Annotated in this window: 22 protein-coding genes; 5 read left to right on the top strand and 17 right to left on the bottom strand. The window is 41.3% G+C overall.

Annotation, left to right across the window (positions count from 1 at the left end; all coding sequences use genetic code 11):
- Nucleotides 1-158: 158 nt before the first annotated feature.
- The 7 genes from AB6E85_RS18050 to AB6E85_RS18020 form a co-directional block, all read right to left on the bottom strand.
- Nucleotides 159-380: a hypothetical protein gene (locus AB6E85_RS18050; RefSeq protein WP_372143465.1), complete on the bottom strand. Its 222-nt coding sequence runs from the start codon at nt 378-380 to the stop codon at nt 159-161.
- Nucleotides 381-548: 168 nt separating this feature from the next.
- The gene (locus tag AB6E85_RS18045; RefSeq protein WP_372143463.1) at nt 549-1622 is read right to left on the bottom strand and encodes a PIN domain-containing protein; all 1074 of its coding nucleotides are present in this window, start codon (nt 1620-1622) and stop codon (nt 549-551) included.
- Nucleotides 1623-1777: 155 nt separating this feature from the next.
- The gene (locus AB6E85_RS18040) at nt 1778-2443 is read right to left on the bottom strand and encodes a hypothetical protein (protein WP_372143461.1); all 666 of its coding nucleotides are present in this window, start codon (nt 2441-2443) and stop codon (nt 1778-1780) included.
- Between the two features lie 157 nt (nt 2444-2600).
- A complete protein-coding gene (locus AB6E85_RS18035) occupies nt 2601-3008 on the bottom strand; it encodes a DUF1330 domain-containing protein (protein WP_372143459.1) in 408 nt (135 codons plus the stop codon).
- Nucleotides 3009-3147: 139 nt separating this feature from the next.
- Nucleotides 3148-4008, bottom strand: a complete 861-nt coding sequence (locus AB6E85_RS18030) for a hypothetical protein (protein WP_048612026.1) — start codon at nt 4006-4008, stop codon at nt 3148-3150.
- Nucleotides 4009-5150: 1142 nt separating this feature from the next.
- The gene (locus AB6E85_RS18025) at nt 5151-5531 is read right to left on the bottom strand and encodes a cytidine deaminase (RefSeq protein ID WP_372143456.1); all 381 of its coding nucleotides are present in this window, start codon (nt 5529-5531) and stop codon (nt 5151-5153) included.
- Between the two features lie 117 nt (nt 5532-5648).
- Nucleotides 5649-6449: a hypothetical protein gene (locus tag AB6E85_RS18020; protein ID WP_372143454.1), complete on the bottom strand. Its 801-nt coding sequence runs from the start codon at nt 6447-6449 to the stop codon at nt 5649-5651.
- 293 nt (nt 6450-6742) lie between these two features.
- On the opposite strand from AB6E85_RS18020, the gene AB6E85_RS18015 reads away from it, so the two are divergent.
- From AB6E85_RS18015 to AB6E85_RS18005, 3 genes are all read left to right on the top strand, one after another.
- Complete coding sequence (locus AB6E85_RS18015; RefSeq protein ID WP_065546146.1) at nt 6743-7021, top strand: hypothetical protein; 279 nt, start codon at nt 6743-6745, stop codon at nt 7019-7021.
- A gap of 247 nt (nt 7022-7268) precedes the next feature.
- Nucleotides 7269-8243 (top strand): integron integrase, encoded by a 975-nt coding sequence (locus tag AB6E85_RS18010; protein ID WP_017091129.1) that lies wholly within the window; start codon nt 7269-7271, stop codon nt 8241-8243.
- A gap of 427 nt (nt 8244-8670) precedes the next feature.
- Nucleotides 8671-9630, top strand: a complete 960-nt coding sequence (locus AB6E85_RS18005) for a nuclease-related domain-containing protein (RefSeq protein WP_102384131.1) — start codon at nt 8671-8673, stop codon at nt 9628-9630.
- A gap of 50 nt (nt 9631-9680) precedes the next feature.
- Here AB6E85_RS18005 and AB6E85_RS18000 read toward each other — a convergent pair whose 3' ends face one another.
- The 8 genes from AB6E85_RS18000 to AB6E85_RS17965 form a co-directional block, all read right to left on the bottom strand.
- Nucleotides 9681-10943 carry an integrase gene (locus tag AB6E85_RS18000; protein WP_372143451.1) on the bottom strand — a complete coding sequence of 421 codons (1263 nt, stop codon included), beginning with the start codon at nt 10941-10943 and terminating at the stop codon, nt 9681-9683.
- Nucleotides 10944-11153 (bottom strand): hypothetical protein, encoded by a 210-nt coding sequence (locus tag AB6E85_RS17995; protein ID WP_010434910.1) that lies wholly within the window; start codon nt 11151-11153, stop codon nt 10944-10946.
- Between the two features lie 494 nt (nt 11154-11647).
- A complete protein-coding gene (locus AB6E85_RS17990) occupies nt 11648-12409 on the bottom strand; it encodes a nucleotidyltransferase domain-containing protein (RefSeq protein ID WP_372143559.1) in 762 nt (253 codons plus the stop codon).
- Nucleotides 12410-12423: 14 nt separating this feature from the next.
- Nucleotides 12424-12960, bottom strand: a complete 537-nt coding sequence (locus tag AB6E85_RS17985) for a GNAT family N-acetyltransferase (protein ID WP_372143449.1) — start codon at nt 12958-12960, stop codon at nt 12424-12426.
- A gap of 40 nt (nt 12961-13000) precedes the next feature.
- A complete protein-coding gene (locus tag AB6E85_RS17980; protein ID WP_372143447.1) occupies nt 13001-13396 on the bottom strand; it encodes a DUF3465 domain-containing protein in 396 nt (131 codons plus the stop codon).
- 67 nt (nt 13397-13463) lie between these two features.
- Complete coding sequence (locus AB6E85_RS17975; protein ID WP_372143445.1) at nt 13464-13712, bottom strand: TIGR03643 family protein; 249 nt, start codon at nt 13710-13712, stop codon at nt 13464-13466.
- A 125-nt stretch (nt 13713-13837) separates the two neighbouring features.
- On the bottom strand, nt 13838-14650 hold the full coding sequence (locus AB6E85_RS17970) for a hypothetical protein (RefSeq protein ID WP_372143443.1): 813 nt from the start codon (nt 14648-14650) through the stop codon (nt 13838-13840).
- Between the two features lie 218 nt (nt 14651-14868).
- Nucleotides 14869-15294 (bottom strand): hypothetical protein, encoded by a 426-nt coding sequence (locus AB6E85_RS17965; RefSeq protein WP_372143441.1) that lies wholly within the window; start codon nt 15292-15294, stop codon nt 14869-14871.
- A 528-nt stretch (nt 15295-15822) separates the two neighbouring features.
- Here AB6E85_RS17965 and AB6E85_RS17960 point away from each other — a divergent pair.
- Entirely contained in the window at nt 15823-16014 is a 192-nt protein-coding gene (locus AB6E85_RS17960; RefSeq protein ID WP_231624734.1) for a hypothetical protein, read from the top strand.
- Nucleotides 16015-16349: 335 nt separating this feature from the next.
- Nucleotides 16350-16769: a BLUF domain-containing protein gene (locus AB6E85_RS17955; RefSeq protein WP_372143439.1), complete on the top strand. Its 420-nt coding sequence runs from the start codon at nt 16350-16352 to the stop codon at nt 16767-16769.
- A gap of 107 nt (nt 16770-16876) precedes the next feature.
- Here AB6E85_RS17955 and AB6E85_RS17950 read toward each other — a convergent pair whose 3' ends face one another.
- Nucleotides 16877-17827, bottom strand: coding sequence for an OmpA family protein (locus AB6E85_RS17950; protein WP_372143437.1), 951 nt, complete (start codon nt 17825-17827; stop codon nt 16877-16879).
- Between the two features lie 62 nt (nt 17828-17889).
- Nucleotides 17890-21405 (bottom strand): hypothetical protein, encoded by a 3516-nt coding sequence (locus tag AB6E85_RS17945; RefSeq protein WP_372143435.1) that lies wholly within the window; start codon nt 21403-21405, stop codon nt 17890-17892.
- Nucleotides 21406-21433: the final 28 nt, after the last annotated feature.

The raw sequence follows: 21433 nt of genomic DNA, 5'->3' as shown, positions 1-21433 counted from the left end.
ACGCCCAATTAAGTAGCTGACAACGCTGCCAATATACTCAAATTTACTACCGAAATCACTGAAACTAAACCGAGCTGAAAATGCCAAGCGTTGGCAGTCTGCTTGAATTGCTTGTTATGACTATTTACTGGGGATTCTAAGCATAAAGACCGCCGATCTTACTCAGCATTATTACTTTGGTCTTCTTTTTCAGCTTTTCGTTTATAGTACAGACCTTGAACTACCATCAATAAGATACTGACAGCTACAAATTCCCACTTGTTGAGTACGAAAATCATTGCATCACTGGGCAAAAGGGCAAAGAGAAAACCTAACGGAGCGAGTATAAAAGAACGCCTCGCTTTTTCTCGATTACTTAACTTCCACCACAAAATTTTCATACGCTAAACTCCATTGAGCTTCGAATAATCATAACGCCCTGTTAAGGTGTGAGCAACGCAATACCGAAGTTGCCGCATACAACCTTAAACACTAAAAGCAACGCATAGCAAAAATGCCAAGCGTTGCGAATCACTCTTAAACAGATTGTTAAGCCTCAACTTGCTTGGTTATCTAATACCATAACAACTAATACTCACATCTTTATAGAGTTCAGTCTCTGTATTGTAAATTAAACTAATTTCATAATACGGACGAATAACAGTCTCAATAAAAACACTATCTGTTTTAATTTCGACATCGTAGAACTGCTCATCTATGATGTCTTTGTTAGCTTCATAATCGGATTTGGGAATCTCAAGCGAGAGAATAACTCGTCGCAAATTAAAAGAATATGATACAAACACATCATCTCCTTTCATTTCCTTGCTACTTTCTAGATATTCGTCTTCTAGACCTTCAAATATTTCGGCATTAGAAAAAATAAGATTTTGAAGAGGAACACTACTAAGTCGACTCTGCGACAATACACTCGATAACTCTGAACCAGAGATATCGGAGAGGTAATAGCAGCCTTCTCTTTCCAGAATGTCTTCGATTTTACTATGTTCTACTACATGTTGATCCTTTTCTATATTTCCATTTACGAATGAAAACAGCGAGTCATAAGGGATTATATTAGCTGTAACCTCATAAGATTTTAAGTCTTCTAACAAATCAGCATGAAGGTGAAACTCCGACTTTTTTTTGACAAAAAAATCAGAAGTATTCTTAGATATGAAAGCGACGTCGCCGCTATAATTTGTCTCTTTTAAATACTGCAGCAATGATAGCCAAATTAATGTATCTCTATATCCCTTCTCTCCTTCAGTGAATGGTTTTCTATTCGATAGTGCCCTTGTTACAACCTCTGATTGACTGATATTTTCATAATCGATTACAGTTAGGTTCTCACATTTATTTTCTATTTCGTCGATGAATCCATAATCAAATGATTGTATCTCATTCGAATCGAATGAAACTTGAAATGGTAATAACTTCTTAAGGTTCTTTAACTCGTCATTAATCTTAGTTAATGAAAGCGCTGCCTCACGCTTTCTAATATTCTCAACCTCTTCACAAACGACTTTAGACATAACTAAGTCCTCGCACTCATTAGCAATGTAATGAAATAGGTACTTAAAGTTTGCTTGCTTCATAAACCAATCGTTGTAAAAAACGTTTGTATCAATAAAAATTTTCATTATCTTCCCATGAAAGGTCTGTATTTCTCATAGAGGCTTAACGCCCAATTAAGGTGTGAAGCACGCTGCCACAATACTCAAACTGGACGCCGTAACCACTAAACTTGACCCAAACCAAAAATGCCAAGCGTGCTGAATCACTCTTAAATTGTTTGTTATGTTTGTTGTCCAGATACACAGTGATACTTGTTGTACACTTCTTCTGCTTTTGCTAAAGCTTGTTCTAGTTCGACTGATGTTGATTCTGAGATTTTATCCTCAAAGGCTGTTAGCTTTTTTGAATGGAACAAGTCAGACGAGTAGCCAACAATATGATGCGCTGGTTTTTCTCTACTGTTACGAACCAGTTCAAAACGTGCTAACCCCGCATTTATATGAGTATTTGGGATAGCATCTGCATCATATGAGTAGCTTAACTTTCCATTTACGATGTCAACTGTTGCGTCTGTTGAAGTGTGACTACTATGGTACGAAAAATCATCTCGATACACTCGACCACGAACTTTTAATAAAGATAGGTCTTGATCAAAGCTTTCGACCAAATATCTTATCTTACCTTGATGCCCAACGAAGAAACCTACCCAAGTTCCCTCCATATATGTCGCACCCAAAATAAACTTCTTAAACCATTTAAAATTGCGGAATATCGCCAATAAAATGGCATTTACCATGCCATAAATCCCTAAGGTAAAAACCCCTGCAATTACTACAGAAAGAGCAGGATATGACTGTACTTTTTGTAAAGCGAAACTCCATAAGGTAAATACGATTAACGTAGTCACCGATGTAACATATGAATGAAATTTAATTTCTGGACTCATAACTTCTTAATATTCCTCCGAAAACATAACGCCGCGTTAAGTGGCGAGCAACGCTAACCACCTGACCTAAACCATTGTGATATAAACACTTAAAATAAATTGACCCGAAAACGCCATGCGTTGGGAGTCCGTCTTAAACGCTTTGTTATGTTGTAACTTAAGGCGCCTTCGTTTCTATGTTTAACTGTCCTGCCAAACCTGCCTCACGATGAACGCTTAGAGCCTTGAACTCTTCCGATGACGTCATTTCAATTAGAGCTTGTCGTGATGGATATCTTACGATTACAAATGAATCCCAGAGCTCTTCAACCTGACCTAGAATCAGTCCCGTAATTTCCGAATAGAAAACCACTTTTGCACCGTATTCCTCAAGAATCTTCGCCATCGGATGACCATACAAATCGTATGCCTCCCTACCCGTTAAAGTTGATTCTCGACCATCTGCATATTCCGCTTTTTCTCGAAATTTGAACAGGTTCAACAAATGAATTTCACCAGAATCAGGTGAAGATTTCAGTCTATCCATCTGACTATCTGATGGGTAAAGTTGATTAAGAACTTCCATTTTTCCTCCTTCAACATAACGCCTGCATAACACGTTTGCTACGATACAGACTTAGCTGAATTTTACTGCCTTAATCACTGAAATTAAAGACAAACTGACAACGCCGAATGTAGCAAATCGTGTTGATGCATTTGTTATGTCACTTCTCAAAGTTAACACCTATAGCCTCATTAAAAAGCTGTGAAAATCTCTCTTTACCATACTTTTTTTGTTTAGAGATGAATTCATCGGGTAGTATGTAATTGATTGTCAGATATGGTGCATATTCAAATTTTATACCTCCAATACTAACTGGATTTTCCCACTGAAGTTTTTTATGAATATCATCTAAACGCGAACTAATGATACTTATTGTATCTTCATATTCATCGATTAAGGGAAGTTTCGCTAGATTTTTACTTTTACTTAATTCTCTAACAAACCATATATCAAATTTTTGTTCATGCTCAGTTGAGTACACTGAAAAGAAAGCTATACAAGCCGCTAACATTGACATCACTCGATATTGGCTAGTCGGGTAACGTAAACTTGTATTATTAACAAAAACTTGCTCATTTAGAGAAAAAATAGCATTGATTATGGTTTTAGGTTCTATTCCTTTGTTTTCATTATTCAGATTATATTTTTGTAGTAAACCATGAATACTTTTACCAAAAGTCATCAGTGTTAAAGCTATTTGTGCCCCAAAAAAATCAGCACGAGACTCAATAGATACACTATCTAATTTTTCTTGGTCATTATGCATGTGATGAAAGCTAACGAAATGTGCTAATTCATGTGAAACGATGAATAAAACGAATAGAAACCGTTCTACGCTATCAACTTCAAAGTTACACAAATCTTTAGAAAAGTATATTCGAGCTTGATCACCGACACTACGAACAGCTGCTATTCCAAGGTCATTACAATCCAATTCATACTTCACAGTAAACTCAACTTCATCATAGAAGAAGGTATCAATATCTTCCATCGCTGAGACAATAAGATTTTTAGCCAACATACTTTATTATTTCCTCTTGTGACATAACGCCGCATTAAGGTGTGAGCAACGCTACCACTGAACCTAACCATACCACCGTAAACACAAAACCCAACGATGGAATAAAAAATGCCAAGCGTTGCGAATCACTCTTAAATGCTTTGTTAGGTGTGGCTACAGCTCAACGGAATTCAGGTTGATGAACTTCGTCACCGCACTTTGTGCACGTTCCATATTGCCCGCTTCCAGATGTCTCACGCCAATTGTCAACAGTATGAACACTCCAATCTTGATTACCTTTACATTTAGGGTCTTTATTGAAACCAAAAAATTTTAAAATACGACTAATCACATTTACCTCTAGCTAATTCGTTTTAATAACAATTTGTACCGCACGCTTAACGAACTAATTAAGTTCATTAATAATACTATCGAGTTATAGAAGTGCAACGCAAGGTCAAGTAAAGCAAGAAAATTATGTGATTGCCGCATACGTGATAGAGTTCACTATGACGAACGATTTATAATTTAGGGTATTGTGCATACTCGGACACCTAACGCCTTGTTAACGCGCGAAAAACCAGTGTGCCATACTATTGAGCGAAGCGAAAATGGCACACGTTTTGAGTCGCTGTTGAACAATTTGTTATGTGTAGGATCCAAGTGAGTATGGAACTTAAAAAGTACTATGAGATGAGCTTGTATGAATTGTAAAGAAAAAGCGGCCCGAAAGCCGCTAACCAAAATTTAGAACCACAAAGAGAGAAGACTCTCATGCATGTAGATCATGGACAACACCAAGATTGTCCCTAAAAACAGATATGTTTTATACATAATCAAATTTTTTATTTTTAGTGGCCGAAGCCTTTCCTGCTGACCTTGTGAGGTCAACTTCGGTCAGGATAACTGCTCTGATTCATAAAAGAAACGGGTAACCTTCATATTTCGCATTAACTGCTCCGAAATCAACCAAATCGTTCAACAACCAATCACATTTCTCTTGAGAGGAAAAATTAAATCAACTAAACGTGGGGTACTCGGTCACATAACGCCTTGTTAACTAGTGACAAAACAGTACCACTAAACTAAATATGACCACCTTAACCACAAAAGCCGCCCATTGCTAAAATGCCGAGCGTTTTGGAATCCAGTTGAACAATTTGTTATGTGTTTCCCCACCAATGCGGCATAAGTTGATTTAGCTTCAATACGTCGCCACTTTGATTAATAAGAACTGCTATTTCTGAATTCTGTGGGTGAAGCTGCATTAGTAGCTCTAAACACGCACCACATGGCAAGATGAAGTCGTCGCCTTTTACACACACCAGTTTAGTTATTTGAAACTCGCCCTCAGTGACCATAGAGCCAATGGCATTCCTTTCAGCGCAGATACCTAGGGAGCATGAAGTATCAATACAAACGCCACTGTATAAATTACCTGCTGATGTTTCAATTGCTGCTGATACCTGTCCACAACTAATACGGCCACTAAACTCTTGCTTTCGCATCTTTAGCTTCGCCAGTTCAACTAAATGCTCAAACACTGAACTTCCTCTTGTTCGCTCCAAACACATAACGCCGCATTAAGGTGTGAGCGGCGCTTGGCTATACTTGAGCGAAGCGAAACTGCCAAGCGTTGCGAATCACTCTTAAATGCTTTGTTATACGTCCTTGCACAAGACTTTCTTTATATTAGTCAAATTAGTAAGTACTAAATAGAGCATTACGCCACACAAAACTTCCACTAGGCTAATTTTTGGTAAAGGCAGACTACCTTGGAAGTTCTCTGTCACCATATTGTATATAAAGATGGCAATTATGAATGATGCCATGTAAATACGTTGATCTCTAGTTACCTCACCAGCTTGCTCTTCCGTGTCAACAAAACGTTTTGCCGCATAATGCCCAGCAAACATAAATAGAGCTACAAAAGTTGCAATTATAACCACCATAATGGTCACTAAAATTAAAGGATTATTTACTGGGGACTCTTTTTGCTCATACAAGTGTTTACCAATAATTTTACCATTACGTATTAAGTGATCAAATAAAACATCTGACTCTGGAGAATGGGCAATAGTGATTGACGCACCACCAGTCGGTCGAATAGAAGCAAAGTCGATATGAACTTCGTTACCTGATACTTCTGTTAGCTTGAACTTATCAGCACCAGAAACGACTGCGATTGATTTTTGGCTCAAAGGCTCTGTTGATTTAAATATTAATGTAATATCTTCAGCAGTCGAGCCTTGGGAATGCTGTATAGAGTATGTGGAGGTTATAGTTTTTATTTGTTTTCGGATCGGTTCATCCAATGACTTTAAAAATGGTTTGCTGATTTCTGACAGCAATAATGGTTCTTTATTTGAAGAGAGCCAATCGTTGACTATCGGCGTCCCAAATGCAGAAATAATGGCGCCAACGATTGCACCTAGAACTGCACTAAGCAACTGATTTTTCATATAACAATCCCTGATTAAGAAGCTAGGCAATTATACTCACATTAGCATATAGATCCAAACAGACGTATAACGCCGCATTAAGTGGTGAACAACGCGACCACCCAAGCCTAAACCTTGCCACATTTAGCACTAAAGCCGACCTAAGCTGAAATTGCCAAGCGTTGAGAATCCGTCTTAAATGCATTGTTATACCAATTCCATTCACGCGCAATAGACCTTTGATCTAACGCATTGTTCTTAATATGCAAATGCGATTATAACTTGCTATACACCTTATATGATAGGAGTTTGCTATGCCTTGTAATCAAACACATATCCGCCGTTTAGATGAATCTGTTCTCACGAATCTTAGTAACCACCAAATGCACGACAATGGACGCCATAAATGTTGCCAATGTGCATACAACTCCGGTTATGAACAAGGGCGACAGTTAAAAAACTCGATCCACTTAAATATCGATGAATTGGGTGATAGCCAAGCAAGAGCCGATGGGCGACATAAGAGTGTTCACCAAGCATTCGCTCTTGGGTATTCACACGGAATTCGAGATTTCATCGCATTGGATCAATAGCGATTTAAGGGGGCAGGTTCCCCCTTTTGGTATAACAGCTATATTAGACAGAAAAATTCTGCACTTAAATACAGAATTATTCTGTCTAGTATCTCAATGACGTAAACGATACCCCGTTTTTATGAAAACTAACAGTAACTTAAGCACTACAGCTCTCTGCCTACATCCCAAAATACAGAATTTTTCTATATAGCATGAATTGATGTGCCAAACTGAAACTCATGTATAGATAGCCAGTTACAGTTTAATGAAAAAATCACCATTTCTATCGTATATACAAGAATATATGCTTGGACGGCACTATGCCCTTCGTACAACGGAGGCGTACATTTACTGGATTCACCAATACATTCTTTATCATGATAAAAAGCACCCAAAGGGCTTAACTTCCAGGCATGTGGAGGATTTCCTAACACACCTAGTTGTTAACAAAAAGTCAGCGAGGAAAACGCAAAGTCTAGCTCTCAATGCATTAGTCTTTTTATACAAAGAAATTATTCAAGAACCCATAAAGCTTGATATGCAGTTTCGACGCTCAGATAAATCACGAAAACTGCCAACAGTCATGACTCCAGAAGAGATTGGAAGGCTATTCAATCACTGTTCACCTAACTACAAATTACCTTATCAATTAATGTATGGATCAGGGTTGCGTTTAATGGAGTGTCTACGCTTACGTATACAAGATATCGATTATGCATATAAATCTGTACGTGTATGGCAAGGGAAAGGAGGTAAAAACCGCATAGTGACAATAGCACCAGAGCTTTTCCCCGCTATCAAACAGCAGCAACAGAGATCGGCGAGTTACTATCATCAAGACATGAATGACACAGTTTTCTCTGGTGTATACATACCTGAAGCTCTTGCTAGAAAGTACCCGAGCGCAGAAAGGAGCCTAAATTGGCAATTCCTCTTTCCCTCTAGTCGTTTGTCGCCAGATTTACAAACAGGCGAGCTACGTAGACACCATATTCACCCAACAGCACTTCAAAAACACATTAAGGTAGCAGGCCAAAAAGCCAACATTGAGAAAAACATCTCGTGTCATACTTTAAGGCACTCATTCGCTACGCACCTTCTTCAAAGCGGAGCAGATATCAGAACCGTTCAAGAACAACTTGGGCACACCGATTTGAAGACAACGCAAATCTATACTCACATCATTGATAGAGGCGCCAATGGTGTTGTTAGCCCATTATCAAGAATATTCGTAAAATAGTGATAAATGAAATTCGGATTCCGAATTCTGAAATGACTTCATAATCACGAAACAGGGCACTATCACCTGCTCTTAGGGCTGAGGCCTCTAGTCACTCCAAAAGCTCAATAACAATTTATGTGTGTGTTTTTCTCTGCAGCAATGGCTGCGTATCACCTCTTATTGTTACGCCACCATTGCCTATTTACAACTTTCATGGCGTTCACAACGCCCTAACACGCACAATAATAGGATGCCTAACAAACACATTATTAAACAGCGAGTTGCAGGTTTCCTACTCTCTACTTCGAGCTTTCGAAAAGAGATATTTCACAATTTTCATCAATAACAGTGTTCGAAAAAGAACATATGTCTCAAAAACATACACACCATCAATATGAACAAGACTGCATGGTAAACTGCTTTTATAAAAAAGCAGGAATAAAGAATGATTACTAAGGATAGAGATTCAAAAATCGACAACAGTCTTCAACAGAAAGCTGGCGCAAAAGTAGAGCAAGATGTCGCGTTTTACTTACGCAGAGAGTTTGGAGATGCAAATGACGTTTTCATTATTAATGACCTACGCATACAGTTTAAAAATGAAACTGCTCAGATCGATCACTTAGTCCTTTATAACAAAGGATTTATCATTATTGAGTCGAAATCGATTCGTGGTGAGGTTAAGGTCAACAATCAACTCGAATGGAGCCGAACCGTAAGAGGGAAGTGGACAGGAATGCCCTCACCTATCGAACAAGCTAAGTTACAAACCAAACTATTGAAAGCACTTTTAAATGACAACGCTAAGTCGTTACTAGACCGGATTGCATTTTTACAAGGGTACTTTGGTGGTCGCTGTTGGGATCAACTCTGTGCCGCGTCCAATGACGCTCTAATCGATCGAACTTCTATCCCTAAAGATATATCGAAGAAGCTCATTAAAGCCGAATCTATTGGTAGCTGCGCTAAGAGTCTCATCAAAAAGCACCGCGTAGGTTCAATACTAAATCCGAATCCTACGTTTAATCGTGATGAACTGTACCGCCTAGTTCACTTTCTAAACGAACAACATGTGCCTACGTCTTCTCCGGCTCCCAAAGTACATATCGCAGAATTGAGCGAAACTAAAAAGGTAGACTTGATTCCAGCTCAAGAAACAATTGAAGAGGCCAAAGTTCCACAAATAAGGCATGGTTTTAATTGTAAGAAGTGTCAAAGCCCGCAGACCGAGCCGAGGTATGGAAAGTATGGGTATTACGTCTACTGCCCACAATGTAAGGTGAATACTGCAATGCGTATTAGTTGCCATTCTTGCCAATCAAATTCAGCCAAAGTCAGTAAGAAAAAGAACACGTACTCCATTGCATGCTCTTGTGGTGAAGGGACTCAAGTCGTATTTCCTTAATCTAATAATTCGGATTCCGAATTTCTCCAAAACTAAACAACTGACAAACATCACTTCTGGCCACCTTTAGGCATAACCTCAACAGGTGGTACTTGGTGCCAAACAATGTCACTTGTGCCTGTATAGATTTTTGTCGTTTTAGCGTTCGCATGTGCCATTCGCTCGGTAGCGCTCTGCCCTTGCTGTTCAATCATTCGAGCAGCCAGCCCTCGAATTTCATGATAGGTCGGCCTTAACGATTTCTTTAGGTGACTATAAAGCCCTAAAGAGTCTCGAACCTTACTGAACTCTTTACTTATATTGTGGTGGTGCACTTGGTAAAGATGGTCGGTCTCTTTTGAAATGCCACGTTGCTGCTGTTTGGGTTTACGATGAACGATATAAGGACAAATCAATCTCGATGTTTTAGAAAGATCGACAATGTCTTTAATCGTCTGAGTGACAGGAATGGCGACAGTGGAAGCATCGGACTTTTTCACCTTTTCTCGATGAACATAAAGCGTTCCATACACTGCATGCCCATCCACATACTCCACCTCTTTGTCAGGGTTCCAAAGAATCCCACAAACGCCTTCCCGTGGTTTGTATATACGATAACGAAGCCTATAGATCTCTCTCACAGCATGAGGCGTCTCAAGTGTTAAGCTCATTGCGACCTTAAGAAACAGTGGCGCTGCATCGTAGACCTTTTGGTAGTTTTCAATATCTAGGTCGTGGCGAGCTTTTGTGTAATCTTCTCTGGTCAATCGACGCTGTTTTTTATTGAGTACAAAATTACTCTCAATAGCGCTTTCATCGGCAAGGTAGGAAAACACCTTTTTAAGGTTACTGATCTTATTGTTGAGCTGACGATTACTTAACTCTGAATAGTATTTCGAAAGGAACTCATTGATATGCTGTAACTTGATCGATTTGGTTGGCAACCGCCCCATGAACTCATCAAGGCGGTAACAGTCCCTCTCCAAATTTCGATAAACGTCTTTGGAGAGCCGTTCCTCTTTTTTTACACGAGACAACACTAATGGAAGCCAATCTTTTAAAGGCCGATTGAATTTGTCCTTTCGGCCTTTAGAGACAGCTTTGCGAAATGGGGTCATCTCAGAAAGGGAAAACGCGCTTCCTAGCTCAGGACGATATTGCAAGTTGTAAACATGCGCAGCTTGTATCGCTTCTTGCTCTACAGTCCCGATAGGAAATAGCTTCTTCACACCATCTACGGTCGTAAACCGAAATCGAGATTGACCCCTATGGCTCATTTTCACCAAGAATGGAGGGTAATGAGCCGTTTCTTTGCTTCTAGCTCTACCAACCATTTATGACTCCAAGAATCTTAGAAGTTCACTCACCCTGTCTGCAGGGTTCCCTATCTCGTCGTCAACACAGACTAAATATCGGCCCGTTGGCGTTCTAGTGCCCTCAAGCTTGCCATGTTTAATCCAGTTTATGATGGTGGTATTGCATATCCCTGAGTCAGGGTAAAACTCATCAATAAATTGTCTAGGTCTGATTTTACGCGTCGCCATGTCGTTCTCCTTACCTTTCTCACTACATGAAAATTAAGATTTTTCATCTACTGGTAGAAAAACTATGCACGATTTTTTCAGCGACATTCTATTTGCGCAGCAATTAACGAAAAGGATTCCCGAAGCGTCAAACGATTCAACGAATCGATTTCAAGCCCACTTTAGGGTGGACTAATACAGTAGTACCGAGTTGCTAATACATTGATTTTATTTGACTATTTCATTGGCCTTTTTAACCGTTTTTTAGGCCAATTAGAGCTTAACCACCAGCTCTAAATACATGAAATGCATATAAATCAACATCATACAACTAAGATTACTACCAACATCGGGGGTTCACCGTTTTTGAGCCCTCAAAAACTTCGTAAACAGGTTATCGAATCCAAACTAAAGATACCTACCCACGTGCTCTACTTCTTTCAAAGCAATACCACGCAACATCATAAGCTTCTTGAGCGGTGATACCTCCTTCATCCATTGACTAGCCGATTCACCTACTCTCGAATCAGCTCTTTGCTCAGCCTTTTATACAATTCAAAAGCTTCTGTTTTAGATATCAAGTTTCCAAGAGCATATTGATACGCTAGCTCAATATCGTCGCTTTGATTAGGGTAATAACGCTTGGCTACTACAGCGCACTGGCTCAGGTTGGTGTACCAACTTCCGTCTTTCTCAGCCACAAAGTAGTACGCTGCACGCACTAACTTCTTGCCAATCACCTTAGCGACATCCCCACCAGCCATTGTTTGAAAAGACGGACTCAATTGCTCAAGAAAAGTAGACAAGTCGCCATTAAGCGTTTGGGCGATCTCAATGCTTGGTTTGTATAGTGGGAACTCATTAGATAAATCATTCCCCCAAACACAACAGCAGCAATGCTTGATCCAAAAGTGCCAATGATACTTTTCCGTGGGTTGCAGAACATCGCGCAGGAAGCCAGGATCGATATCAAGCTTGCTCACTTGCGGATATGCTTTGGGAATGGTGTCAGAAAGGTGCTTAAATACTCCCTTCTCTTTTTGGCCGATAGGCGTAGTGAGTATGATAGAAACATCCAAATCAGAGCGACCAATAATGGCAATTCCTCTTGGCACGCTACCGTACAAGTAGATACCATCTATTTGTCCTGGGAGCTCTCTTAGCAGCGAATCAACGACTGCTGACACCACTTCTTGAAATTCAGGCGCAATGTTCTTTGGCGAATAAAGATTTTGAATAAATCCGTCTTTATCGAGCCCTTTATCTAGCTTCTGCATGCCACTTTCCATCACTAAGCCTTTTTCCAATCAGATCCAACAACTGCCAACCTCACAGTATCCCACCATTTACCTTTGAAGAATCGATGATTCTCAAAGCGCGCTTCTTCTTTCATTCCCAGTGACTGACACAATTTGATGGCCGCTAAGTTCTTACTGATGGTTTCGGCGTAGATGCGTTGCACGCCCAACTCTGAAAACCCAAAATTAGCGAGCGCTTCAGCCGCTTCTGTAGAAAGCCCTTTTCCCTGAGTCTCCCTTGAGAAAGCGCAACCCATTGAAGCTTGTAGGTTGCCTTCAAGACGTAAACAAACGGTTCCAATAAACTTCCCTGAATCTTTACTTTCAACCGCGAGCTGATAAGACTGGCGTGGTACTTCCAAAGCCTGCTCAACAAACAACTGGGTTAGCTCTCGATATTTGTTAGGTTCACAATCACTTTCGTCATAGAAACGCTGATACTTTACGTCTTGAGACATGCCAACAAACGCAGACTCATCTTGAGGCGTCATATCTCGAAGAATCAATCTGCTGGTTTCGAGTTTGAACATCAAATTTCCTTTTTCATGTTAAAACAAAACGAGGTGTAGCTTACTCGTATACTTTCCCATTATGCTTTAACCAACCATGAGCATGATGATTGCGAGGATCTTTGTGCGTCCAGTGCATTACGCCACCTTTCTTGTTCCATTCATATTCACCATAAAACTCAACTCGGTCGCCCTTTCCCAGGTCCTGAACACGAGGAGCTAAGTCAATATTATGTGCGACTAGCAAGGTTTGTCCGCTATCGAGTCGCAAAATGAATTTCTGATGTCGAGAGCCTTTATTATCATCAGGAAGTACTCGATACACCGTACCCGCTCCGCGCACCTGAACGTCGCTTTGATGATTTTCGTAAGCTTGCTTAAGTCGCGTATCATTCGCTAGAACATGATTGACGCCAAAGCTAAGCAGCACCAAAAGTAGAGCGCAAAATTGTTTCATTCCCTTCATTTCTTTCGTTTCCCATATCTGAGTGTTGATTTGGGATACTGACTGGTCATCCCCTCTTCTAACGATGTTTGTACTGAGTTGGACAATAACCTCTCGATACATCGGTATTACGCAACTTTACATGTTTAGTCGAGCGCCCAGAAACACGAGAGCGCCACAGCTTAAAACTGCCGAACTTAAGATGACTACGCATAAAACGAATCACTTGCGATTCATTCAAACCAAATTGCTGTTCTATTGCTTCAAACGGCGTTCTGTCTTCCCACGCCATTTCAATAATTCTTGATTCATTTTCTTTAGATAACATTGGGCATACTCTCCTTAATAAACTGGGAGAAATACGCTCGTTCTAAATTTAAAGATCACAGGACAAATACTTTGAATTGAACGTGTTATGACGTTCAATAAAACAACAGGCTAGCCGCAAGGCAATCATGGGGTTAAATAAGATTGTGCAAACTCTCTAAGCACTCTCGCATTGTTGTAGTATTTGCTATCCCCGCACTTTATGCCATCGACTCTAATGTCCGGGCTGGAATAAGCAGGTATAACATCTCTCTCATAAGACATCACTGTTCCTCTGTCAGCACAAATTATGCCGAAGGAATATTGAGGAGCTCTTGGATACGTGCCAGAAATGTAACTTTCAATACTATCAAAGCCTTTCAATAACGTTTTGTAGTCATGATGCGCACCACTTAAATGGCCAATTTCATGCTCCATTAGGTGATCAGGGCAGTTTATCGCTAAAGAGAAAAAATAGGATACTGGAGATGAGACGCCGCAATAATCAGACTCGAAGCTAGAATTATAGTTAGAAAATACTATCCCTGTAAAAATGGGAACGCCGCCTTCTGTTGTTTCTGGGATCGGTTCTTCCAACGAGAGTTTTAATAACCTCTCTGCAGTGCTCAAATCTTGAAACCAAAGGCTGTCAATTTCCGGCGTGTAAGTCACCTTGGTAACTTTTCTCGTGATAGGGATGCAGGAGTTATTCAATACCAGATTCGAATAACTTTCCCATGTCGCTATTTTAGCGGCAACAAATGCTTTGGAATATTCAGATAACAGCGATTCATCAACATATAGATGGATCTCTGTATTCAATATCTCACTCTGTGCACAAGTAGGAAACTCGACACTTTGAGCATTGGAGAGTCGGCTATGGCTCAACACGATAATCAAAACATAGCCAACTAACTGGATGAGCCTTTTAAAGGAACCCTCTCTGACTAATGTATTCATCTCCATCCTCTTCCTATATTCAAAGCCGCAAAGATCACCAAAAATGCCGTGACTTAAGATTCATGCAGATAACTATTACACATATAAGCGCTGGTCTCTCAAAGTAACCGGCTCTATCGATGTTTTTCAGAAAACAAAAAGCTCGCCATACAATGACGAGCCTTATTGATTATGGGAGCTTAACGGTTATAAGACCCAAGCATTAACCGATCTAGCCATTAAGACACTTGCTCGCGTAAAGCCAATTCAACGTTTTTCAACACTTTGAACTCTTCTCGAGTACAACCGCGCGCCACGGAAACCCAATGGTCGCCAGTTTCATCGGCCCCTTTAAACTCTGCACGTAACTCATATCTTCGCCATGTAACAAACGCCAAAATAAAGGTCAGTGCAAGCATCGGCAAACCGAACTGAGGAACGAATGCCCAAGTCGCTGCCGAGAGGACTAAAGCCAACGAAACGATATTGATTGCGTTTTCTTTAAGGCCCAATTGACGAATTTCTAACTGTTTGATTTTACGTAAGCTGTAAACATCCTTCTTAACTCGGAGTTCATCAGAACTCACCAGAAAGTCTGATGCTTTGTATGACCTACGAAGTCGCACTAAATTCGCTAACCTGTTGCGTGTTTGATTCTTTTTCATCGCCTTTCTCCATGTCATTAAAGGTTAGTAAAAACTAATATAATCATGAAGTTAATGAACGAATTCTTATTTTATAAATCAAGCCAATGTTAAAATCAAGCCTATGTAATTAATAATAATTATAACAATATCACTTGGTATACAAAATTCAGATAAAAAGAAGGTTCATTAGCGCGTTGCTTCATCACAAACCGGTGTACTTTATTTAAGTGGGATATAGGCCGACAATGGTTCCAATAACCGACCAAACGGATTAACCGGCGGGCATGATTTCCCCCTGGTTTGTAACCACTTATTTCAACGCGATTTTTGCGACAAATTTCGTGTTCAAGGAATGCTGAACAGTGATCACATAACGCCCCACTTATTATAAGCAGCATAACTTCTTAACCACTTATTCATTCGGTCTTTAGATGTCTGAATCACTCAATTGAACATATCAACATAGCTTATCTATTAAGCAATTGATCTCATAATGTAGAGCCTGTACGCTTACACTATGCACACGGTTACCTAATGGAGATCACGATGAACGAACTACTGACATGCGCTATGGAACAGAAACAACGAACAACGGTGACGAGTTTGTTCGCAAGAAATGGATTTAAGATCGCAACGACTGACTTTGATGATGTGACTTTCGAACGTGAAAGTGTGTTGGTCAACGTTCGATTTGATTCCTCTTCTAACGTCGAATCGATTTCGGTTTTAAGCGAGTAGGATTTATCACCTCAAACGTTAGCGTAAAGCAGGTAAGGGCAATCAACTGAAGGTGTGGAAGCATCAACTCTCTTCATTGACCAAATACAAGTGTAAAATAGAGCTTATTGCCTGCTTTTCACGCCATTCTTAAAGTGCGCTAACTGCCAACGCTCGAATAATTCCATCTTATTTCTGAGCTCCCTTTCTTCTTATGATCAATTCTTCTCCACTTGTTCACCATTCTCACTATCCTCAAAAAAACGCATTAATGACAATTCTACCAATAATTAGCAATTCCATGAGCTTGGCTTATATTTGTTAGTACCCTTTGAACAAAAATCGAAGTGATGCCTATGCTCCTAACTCGGTTAATTTATGTCAGTACGCTCTGTGAAAGTTGCGATTCTCAGGCTTTGAACGACATTCTTCAGATTTCACACGACCGCAATAAGCAAAGCCATTTAACTGGCCTTCTAAGCCACAATGATAAGTATTTCCTGCAATGCATTGAAGGTTCGAGAACCGCAGTGAACCATACTTACAATCATATTTTGAATGACAAGCGACACGAAAACGTCATGATTTTATATTTCAAAGAGATCGATTGTAGGCAGTTTGGTGATTGGTCTATGGGTGATATTCCACAATCTAGTCTCACTGAACTGGTTAATTTACAGTTTTCAACATCAGATCAATTCAACCCGTATGAGATGTCAGGAGAAAGTGCTTATCGAATGCTTCTGGAATTGAAACAGAATTTGCCATCAGAATAGATCTTCGACCCAACTTAATCCGTAGAGCAAGCAACAAAAAGCCCCAACGTATGGGGCTTTTTGGCGTTTTGTTATAGAGACATCTATTCGTTATTCTTCGGTGAACTCTACTCGCTCTCGCTGCTCACCGCTTCTTGTTCACTGCCAGCAAGAGCTTGCTGTTCGGCGGTAATATCAGATTCTTTGAACACAATGAACGCGCGGCGGTTTAATGCATCGGCTTTTTCAGAGCGTTCATTAATCGCAGGCTGCAACTTACCAAATGACTTCACTTCCCAGATGAACTGCTTAGGGTCGAGTTTGGTTTGGAGGTATTCAACCACCGTTTCTGCGCGGCGCTCTGCCAACTTTTCATTGTAAGAAAGTGAACCCGCTTGGTCGGTGTGCCCTGCTACCATTATGCTACCTTGCAGGCCGCTCAACTTCGTTGTGAAGTCATCTAACTGCGTTAGATCTTCTTGCTTGAGTACTGACTTATCGAAATCGAAGTGTGGCGTCATTGCCATATAAACTTTACGTTCTGGTTTTGGTGGCTCACAGAAAGGCATCTCTTCGTACTTCTGAGCTTCTTCAAACACGATAAATGCACGGCGGTTCTCCGCTCGGTCTTTATCTGTCTTACCAAACAGTAGAGGTTGAGTCTCACCAAGGTGTTTCACTTCCCAGTCATATTGCGTTGGGTCTAGTTGCCCTTTCAGATAATCTGCGACCGATTTAGCACGGCGCTTTGAAAGACATTCGTTGTATTCCAGAGAACCTTTGTAATCAGTATGGCCGACAATCGTGATACGCCCTTTGAGGCCTCTGATCTCTTTGACAAAGGTATCCAAATTGATCTTGTCGAGGTCACGTAATTGGTATTTATCAAACGCAAAATGCTCTGCGATGGCGATATGCACCTCACGCTCTGGCGCCAAACACTCGCTGATTAAAAACTTAGACACATCGATGCCTGCGAACTTGTCTCGGTTCTCCTGGCTCACGTACGTGTCGGTTACACAGCCGGGCAGCAGCAAAGTACTCATCACTGCGCTTATTAGGAAAATAATTGTTTTCATCTTACTCTTAACTGTCACTTCGAATTCTCAACTCTTAACTTTCATCCCAGTTTGGGGCTGGTTTAGATCTTGCCGACTAAGTTAATGAACACACCGGATGCGTCGTAGTCATCATCATTGGTTAAGTCACTATCAAACGCAGAGAAGTTATAACCAATCCCCATTTTGAAGTTCTCGCCGATGTGCTTGTTCACCGAAACTAGTGCACCGTGTTCTAGCTCATCGTTGAGAGTGTCTGTTTTCCAGTGGTATTCCCCCGTCACATCCCACTCTTTCATCACGCGGTAAGAAGCGCTTAACCCGTATAGGTCGATATCGCTTTTAACCAGCTCATTCGAACCAGACGCTCGTTCAAAAGCTTGCTGTTTGTCTTTATGCGCGTACTTAGTACCGACATCCCAGTGTTGGTCGATCGAATAGATCGCTTCAACTTCAATGATCTGACTGGTTTCGCCTTGATAATCCACATCGCGATCCAGTTGGTCGAAATCTGCAATATAGGTGTAGCGGCTCAGTAAATTGAGTCGATCGTTGTAGATCGGACGATACGCGAGGCCGCCAGTGGCTTCGGTAAATTGCGCCATGGTTTCGCCCGTTGTTTCGCTTTCGGTGATGGAGTAGTTGTACTTACCAAATAGCGTGTACTCTTCCGTTAAGTGATGCGTGTAACGGTTGGTCGTCACGATTTGTTGCAGTTCTCGCTGAGCGATGTCAGGATCGTCTTCACTCTTATCCACTCGATATTCAAATTTGTGACTTAAGGTGATGTCATCTAGGTCAATTAAAGCATTGAAGCTAATAGATTCACGCTCTGTGGTGATGTTCTCGTCATCTTCAATTTCCCCAAGTTGATAACCGATCCCCATCTCGACATCTTCCGTCACATCGTAGCCAAAGCCGTACGAGTCGATACGGCCATGACCATCATTTTCATCAACAAACTGGTTCTCTTGGTAAAAGTCGACACTGCTGGTGAGGTCTGCACGCTGACCAACAATCACGTTGTTTTGGCCTTCGTAGTTATCATCTACATAAGTTACATAGGTTGAGTGGTCATCGGATACATCGTAAGTCACGGTAGCTTCTGCTACTTGGCCTCGGTCGCCATCGGTGTATTCACCGCCAAGAGACAAGTCTTCCAACACTTGGAATTCAGCACCAATCGACGCGCTGTCGTTTTCGTCATAGTCATCCGACTGGTCGACGGTCTTTTGCCCTTTGACGTAAACGCTATTCTCGCTGTCCCACATGTATTCCAAACGCACACCTGCTAAGGTCGCATCGCTGTGCTCGTCGTTTTGGTTAAGCTCTTCAGTTTGTTGCCCTGCCGCCGAAACTTTGATGTGCTCGGTGATTTTAACTTGAGTCTCGATCTCAATCGTTTCAGTATCTGTTTCTAGATTACCATCGACATCGCGCTCTTCATTAGTCGAGAAGCGAGATAGAACCGCCAAGCGATCGGTAGCTTGTAAACGAACTTCAGCACCGTATGCCTCTTGCTCTAGATCATCGCTGCTGCTCGCGTAGCTGTATCCCGCATCTTTATCTCGGTACCAAAGTTTCAGGTCATTACCAACAGCACCAAAGATAGTTGGGGCAAGGTCATAAAGGCTAGTCACAGCTGTGATTTGAACACTATCACCCTCGCGGTCTTCCAACGTGTCGCCAATGGGCGTAAAGGTTAAACCACCATCGGTAGAGACGAAATTCGACTCGGTTTGCCTACCTTCACTGTGGGCAAACTCAGCCTTAATGTAGGTACCTTCTGTTGCACGCAACGTTAAGTCCGTACCGTAAGACTCGTAATCTTGATTGTCTTTCTCTTGGGTCGCATACGTCACGCCAACACCAACGTAATCGTTGATCCAACCTTTAGCACGACCACCGTAAGACATCGCATCTAATGAGTCAGAACCTTGTGGGACGTACTCATAGTCGACAACCAGAAAGTTTTCGTAATCATCGCCGTTTTCAATAACGCTACCAAAGCTATCGGATAGGATGTTGTCGAGCGGCTTAGTCAGAATGATTCGACCTTGGTACGGGTCAAAGTCATAGTCGACGCCAGGCTCAAGTGGGATTTCATTCTGCACTAGGCCAGATTCATCTTTTACTTTTACATAAACTTTGTCACTTCCCGGTACTGCTTCACCATGACGAAGGAAGTACAGAGAACCGCCCGTACCTAAGAACTCATCGTGTGCATACAACGAATCTGCTTCTGCGGTAAAGCCGACCACGTTCAAACGATCTTCACCGTATTGTGTAGTATCGCGAGTACGATAATCAGCTTTGAAACCATAGAGGCTACGGTTGTAATCGTTGTTCTCGGTGCCTGTTAAACCCGTATTGTAGTTACCCCACAAGTATTGAGACTTATCGTATTCAACATTGAGGTAAACCTTGCCCTTGGTGTTGACCACTTTTTCGATGTTTGAGCTGTCACCATAGTTACCGTAATACAGCTCATCGTCGTCTTCGAGGATATCGAATACATCCGAATCGTCCGAGGCGAACGGATGTTTGAACATATCCTTTATCTCACTTTCTCGAGTATCGAAGTGAGTGGTCACGCGAAGCTTGTCACCAAATTTACCCTGACCAAAATACGCTAAACGGCCTTGGTTATAGATGTCATCTTGATACTGGTCATCGACACTCAATGCATCGCTGTTGCCAGAAACGTTGTTCTTACCAACATAAAGATCAGCCAAGCCCGTTTGTGCGTAGTACGTATCTGGGATACGAACGTACAACTTGTAGCGACGTTCATCACCGTTATCAAACACAACCTTGGTTGGAAAAATGTAGGAGTCTGTAGGTAAGTACTGCTCTGCGTATAAGTTGCCATCTTCGACATCAAATTCATCTTCACCGATGATGACTTTATCAACGCCCTTTAAGCCAGTACCGATGAATTTCGCTAAACCCGCATTGGTTGGAATGTTGTGACGCATCAACTTAGCTTGGCCATAGCTTTTATCTTTACTCTCTTCATCGTCGTTATCGTTTCGGTCGATCTCGACTTCAGAGTCCGGCTTGACTAAGTCAGTCACACCAACGGTGGTCACATCCATGTTGCCATCTTTGTCCCACGCTTTTAGGCGGAACATCAGCTGCTCACCGACATTAAATTGGTAGTCAACATCGGTTTGACCATCCCAATTGATGTCAGAGTCGTTCGCCAGTTTATCGCCTTCAAGCACAGCGATTGGCTCAGACAGACCAAAGTCACCCACTCGGTACACTTCCAACTGGTACTTTTTGATGTAGTAACCATAATTGGTGGTAATGGTGAAACCTACGCTGTCTCGTAGTGTTCCCTGCTCGACTTCCAACTCATCGCTAACACTGACATCTAATACTGGGTCAAAGCGAGTGATGTCACGGCTTGCCCAAATAGCACCTTGTTCTAGGTAAATACGCGAACTGTCTTGGTCTTGGTTCGGCTTAGTGATTTCAATGCCAGTCGTCTCAGAACCGAGTTTTTCAAGCTTACCTGTGTCTTTCGCTACCGCCATCACAGGAATGGCCGTTAACACACACGTCGCTAAACGAGACTTACTAAATACTTTCATACAATTTCCAGATACGGTTCCAATGGCT

It is taken from the genome of Vibrio sp. 10N.247.311.51 (assembly GCF_041467855.1).
In the GTDB taxonomy this organism is placed as follows: Bacteria; Pseudomonadota; Gammaproteobacteria; order Enterobacterales; family Vibrionaceae; genus Vibrio; species Vibrio coralliirubri.
Note: the sequence above shows the minus strand (reverse complement) of the source record. Positions and strands in the feature narration are given on the sequence as shown.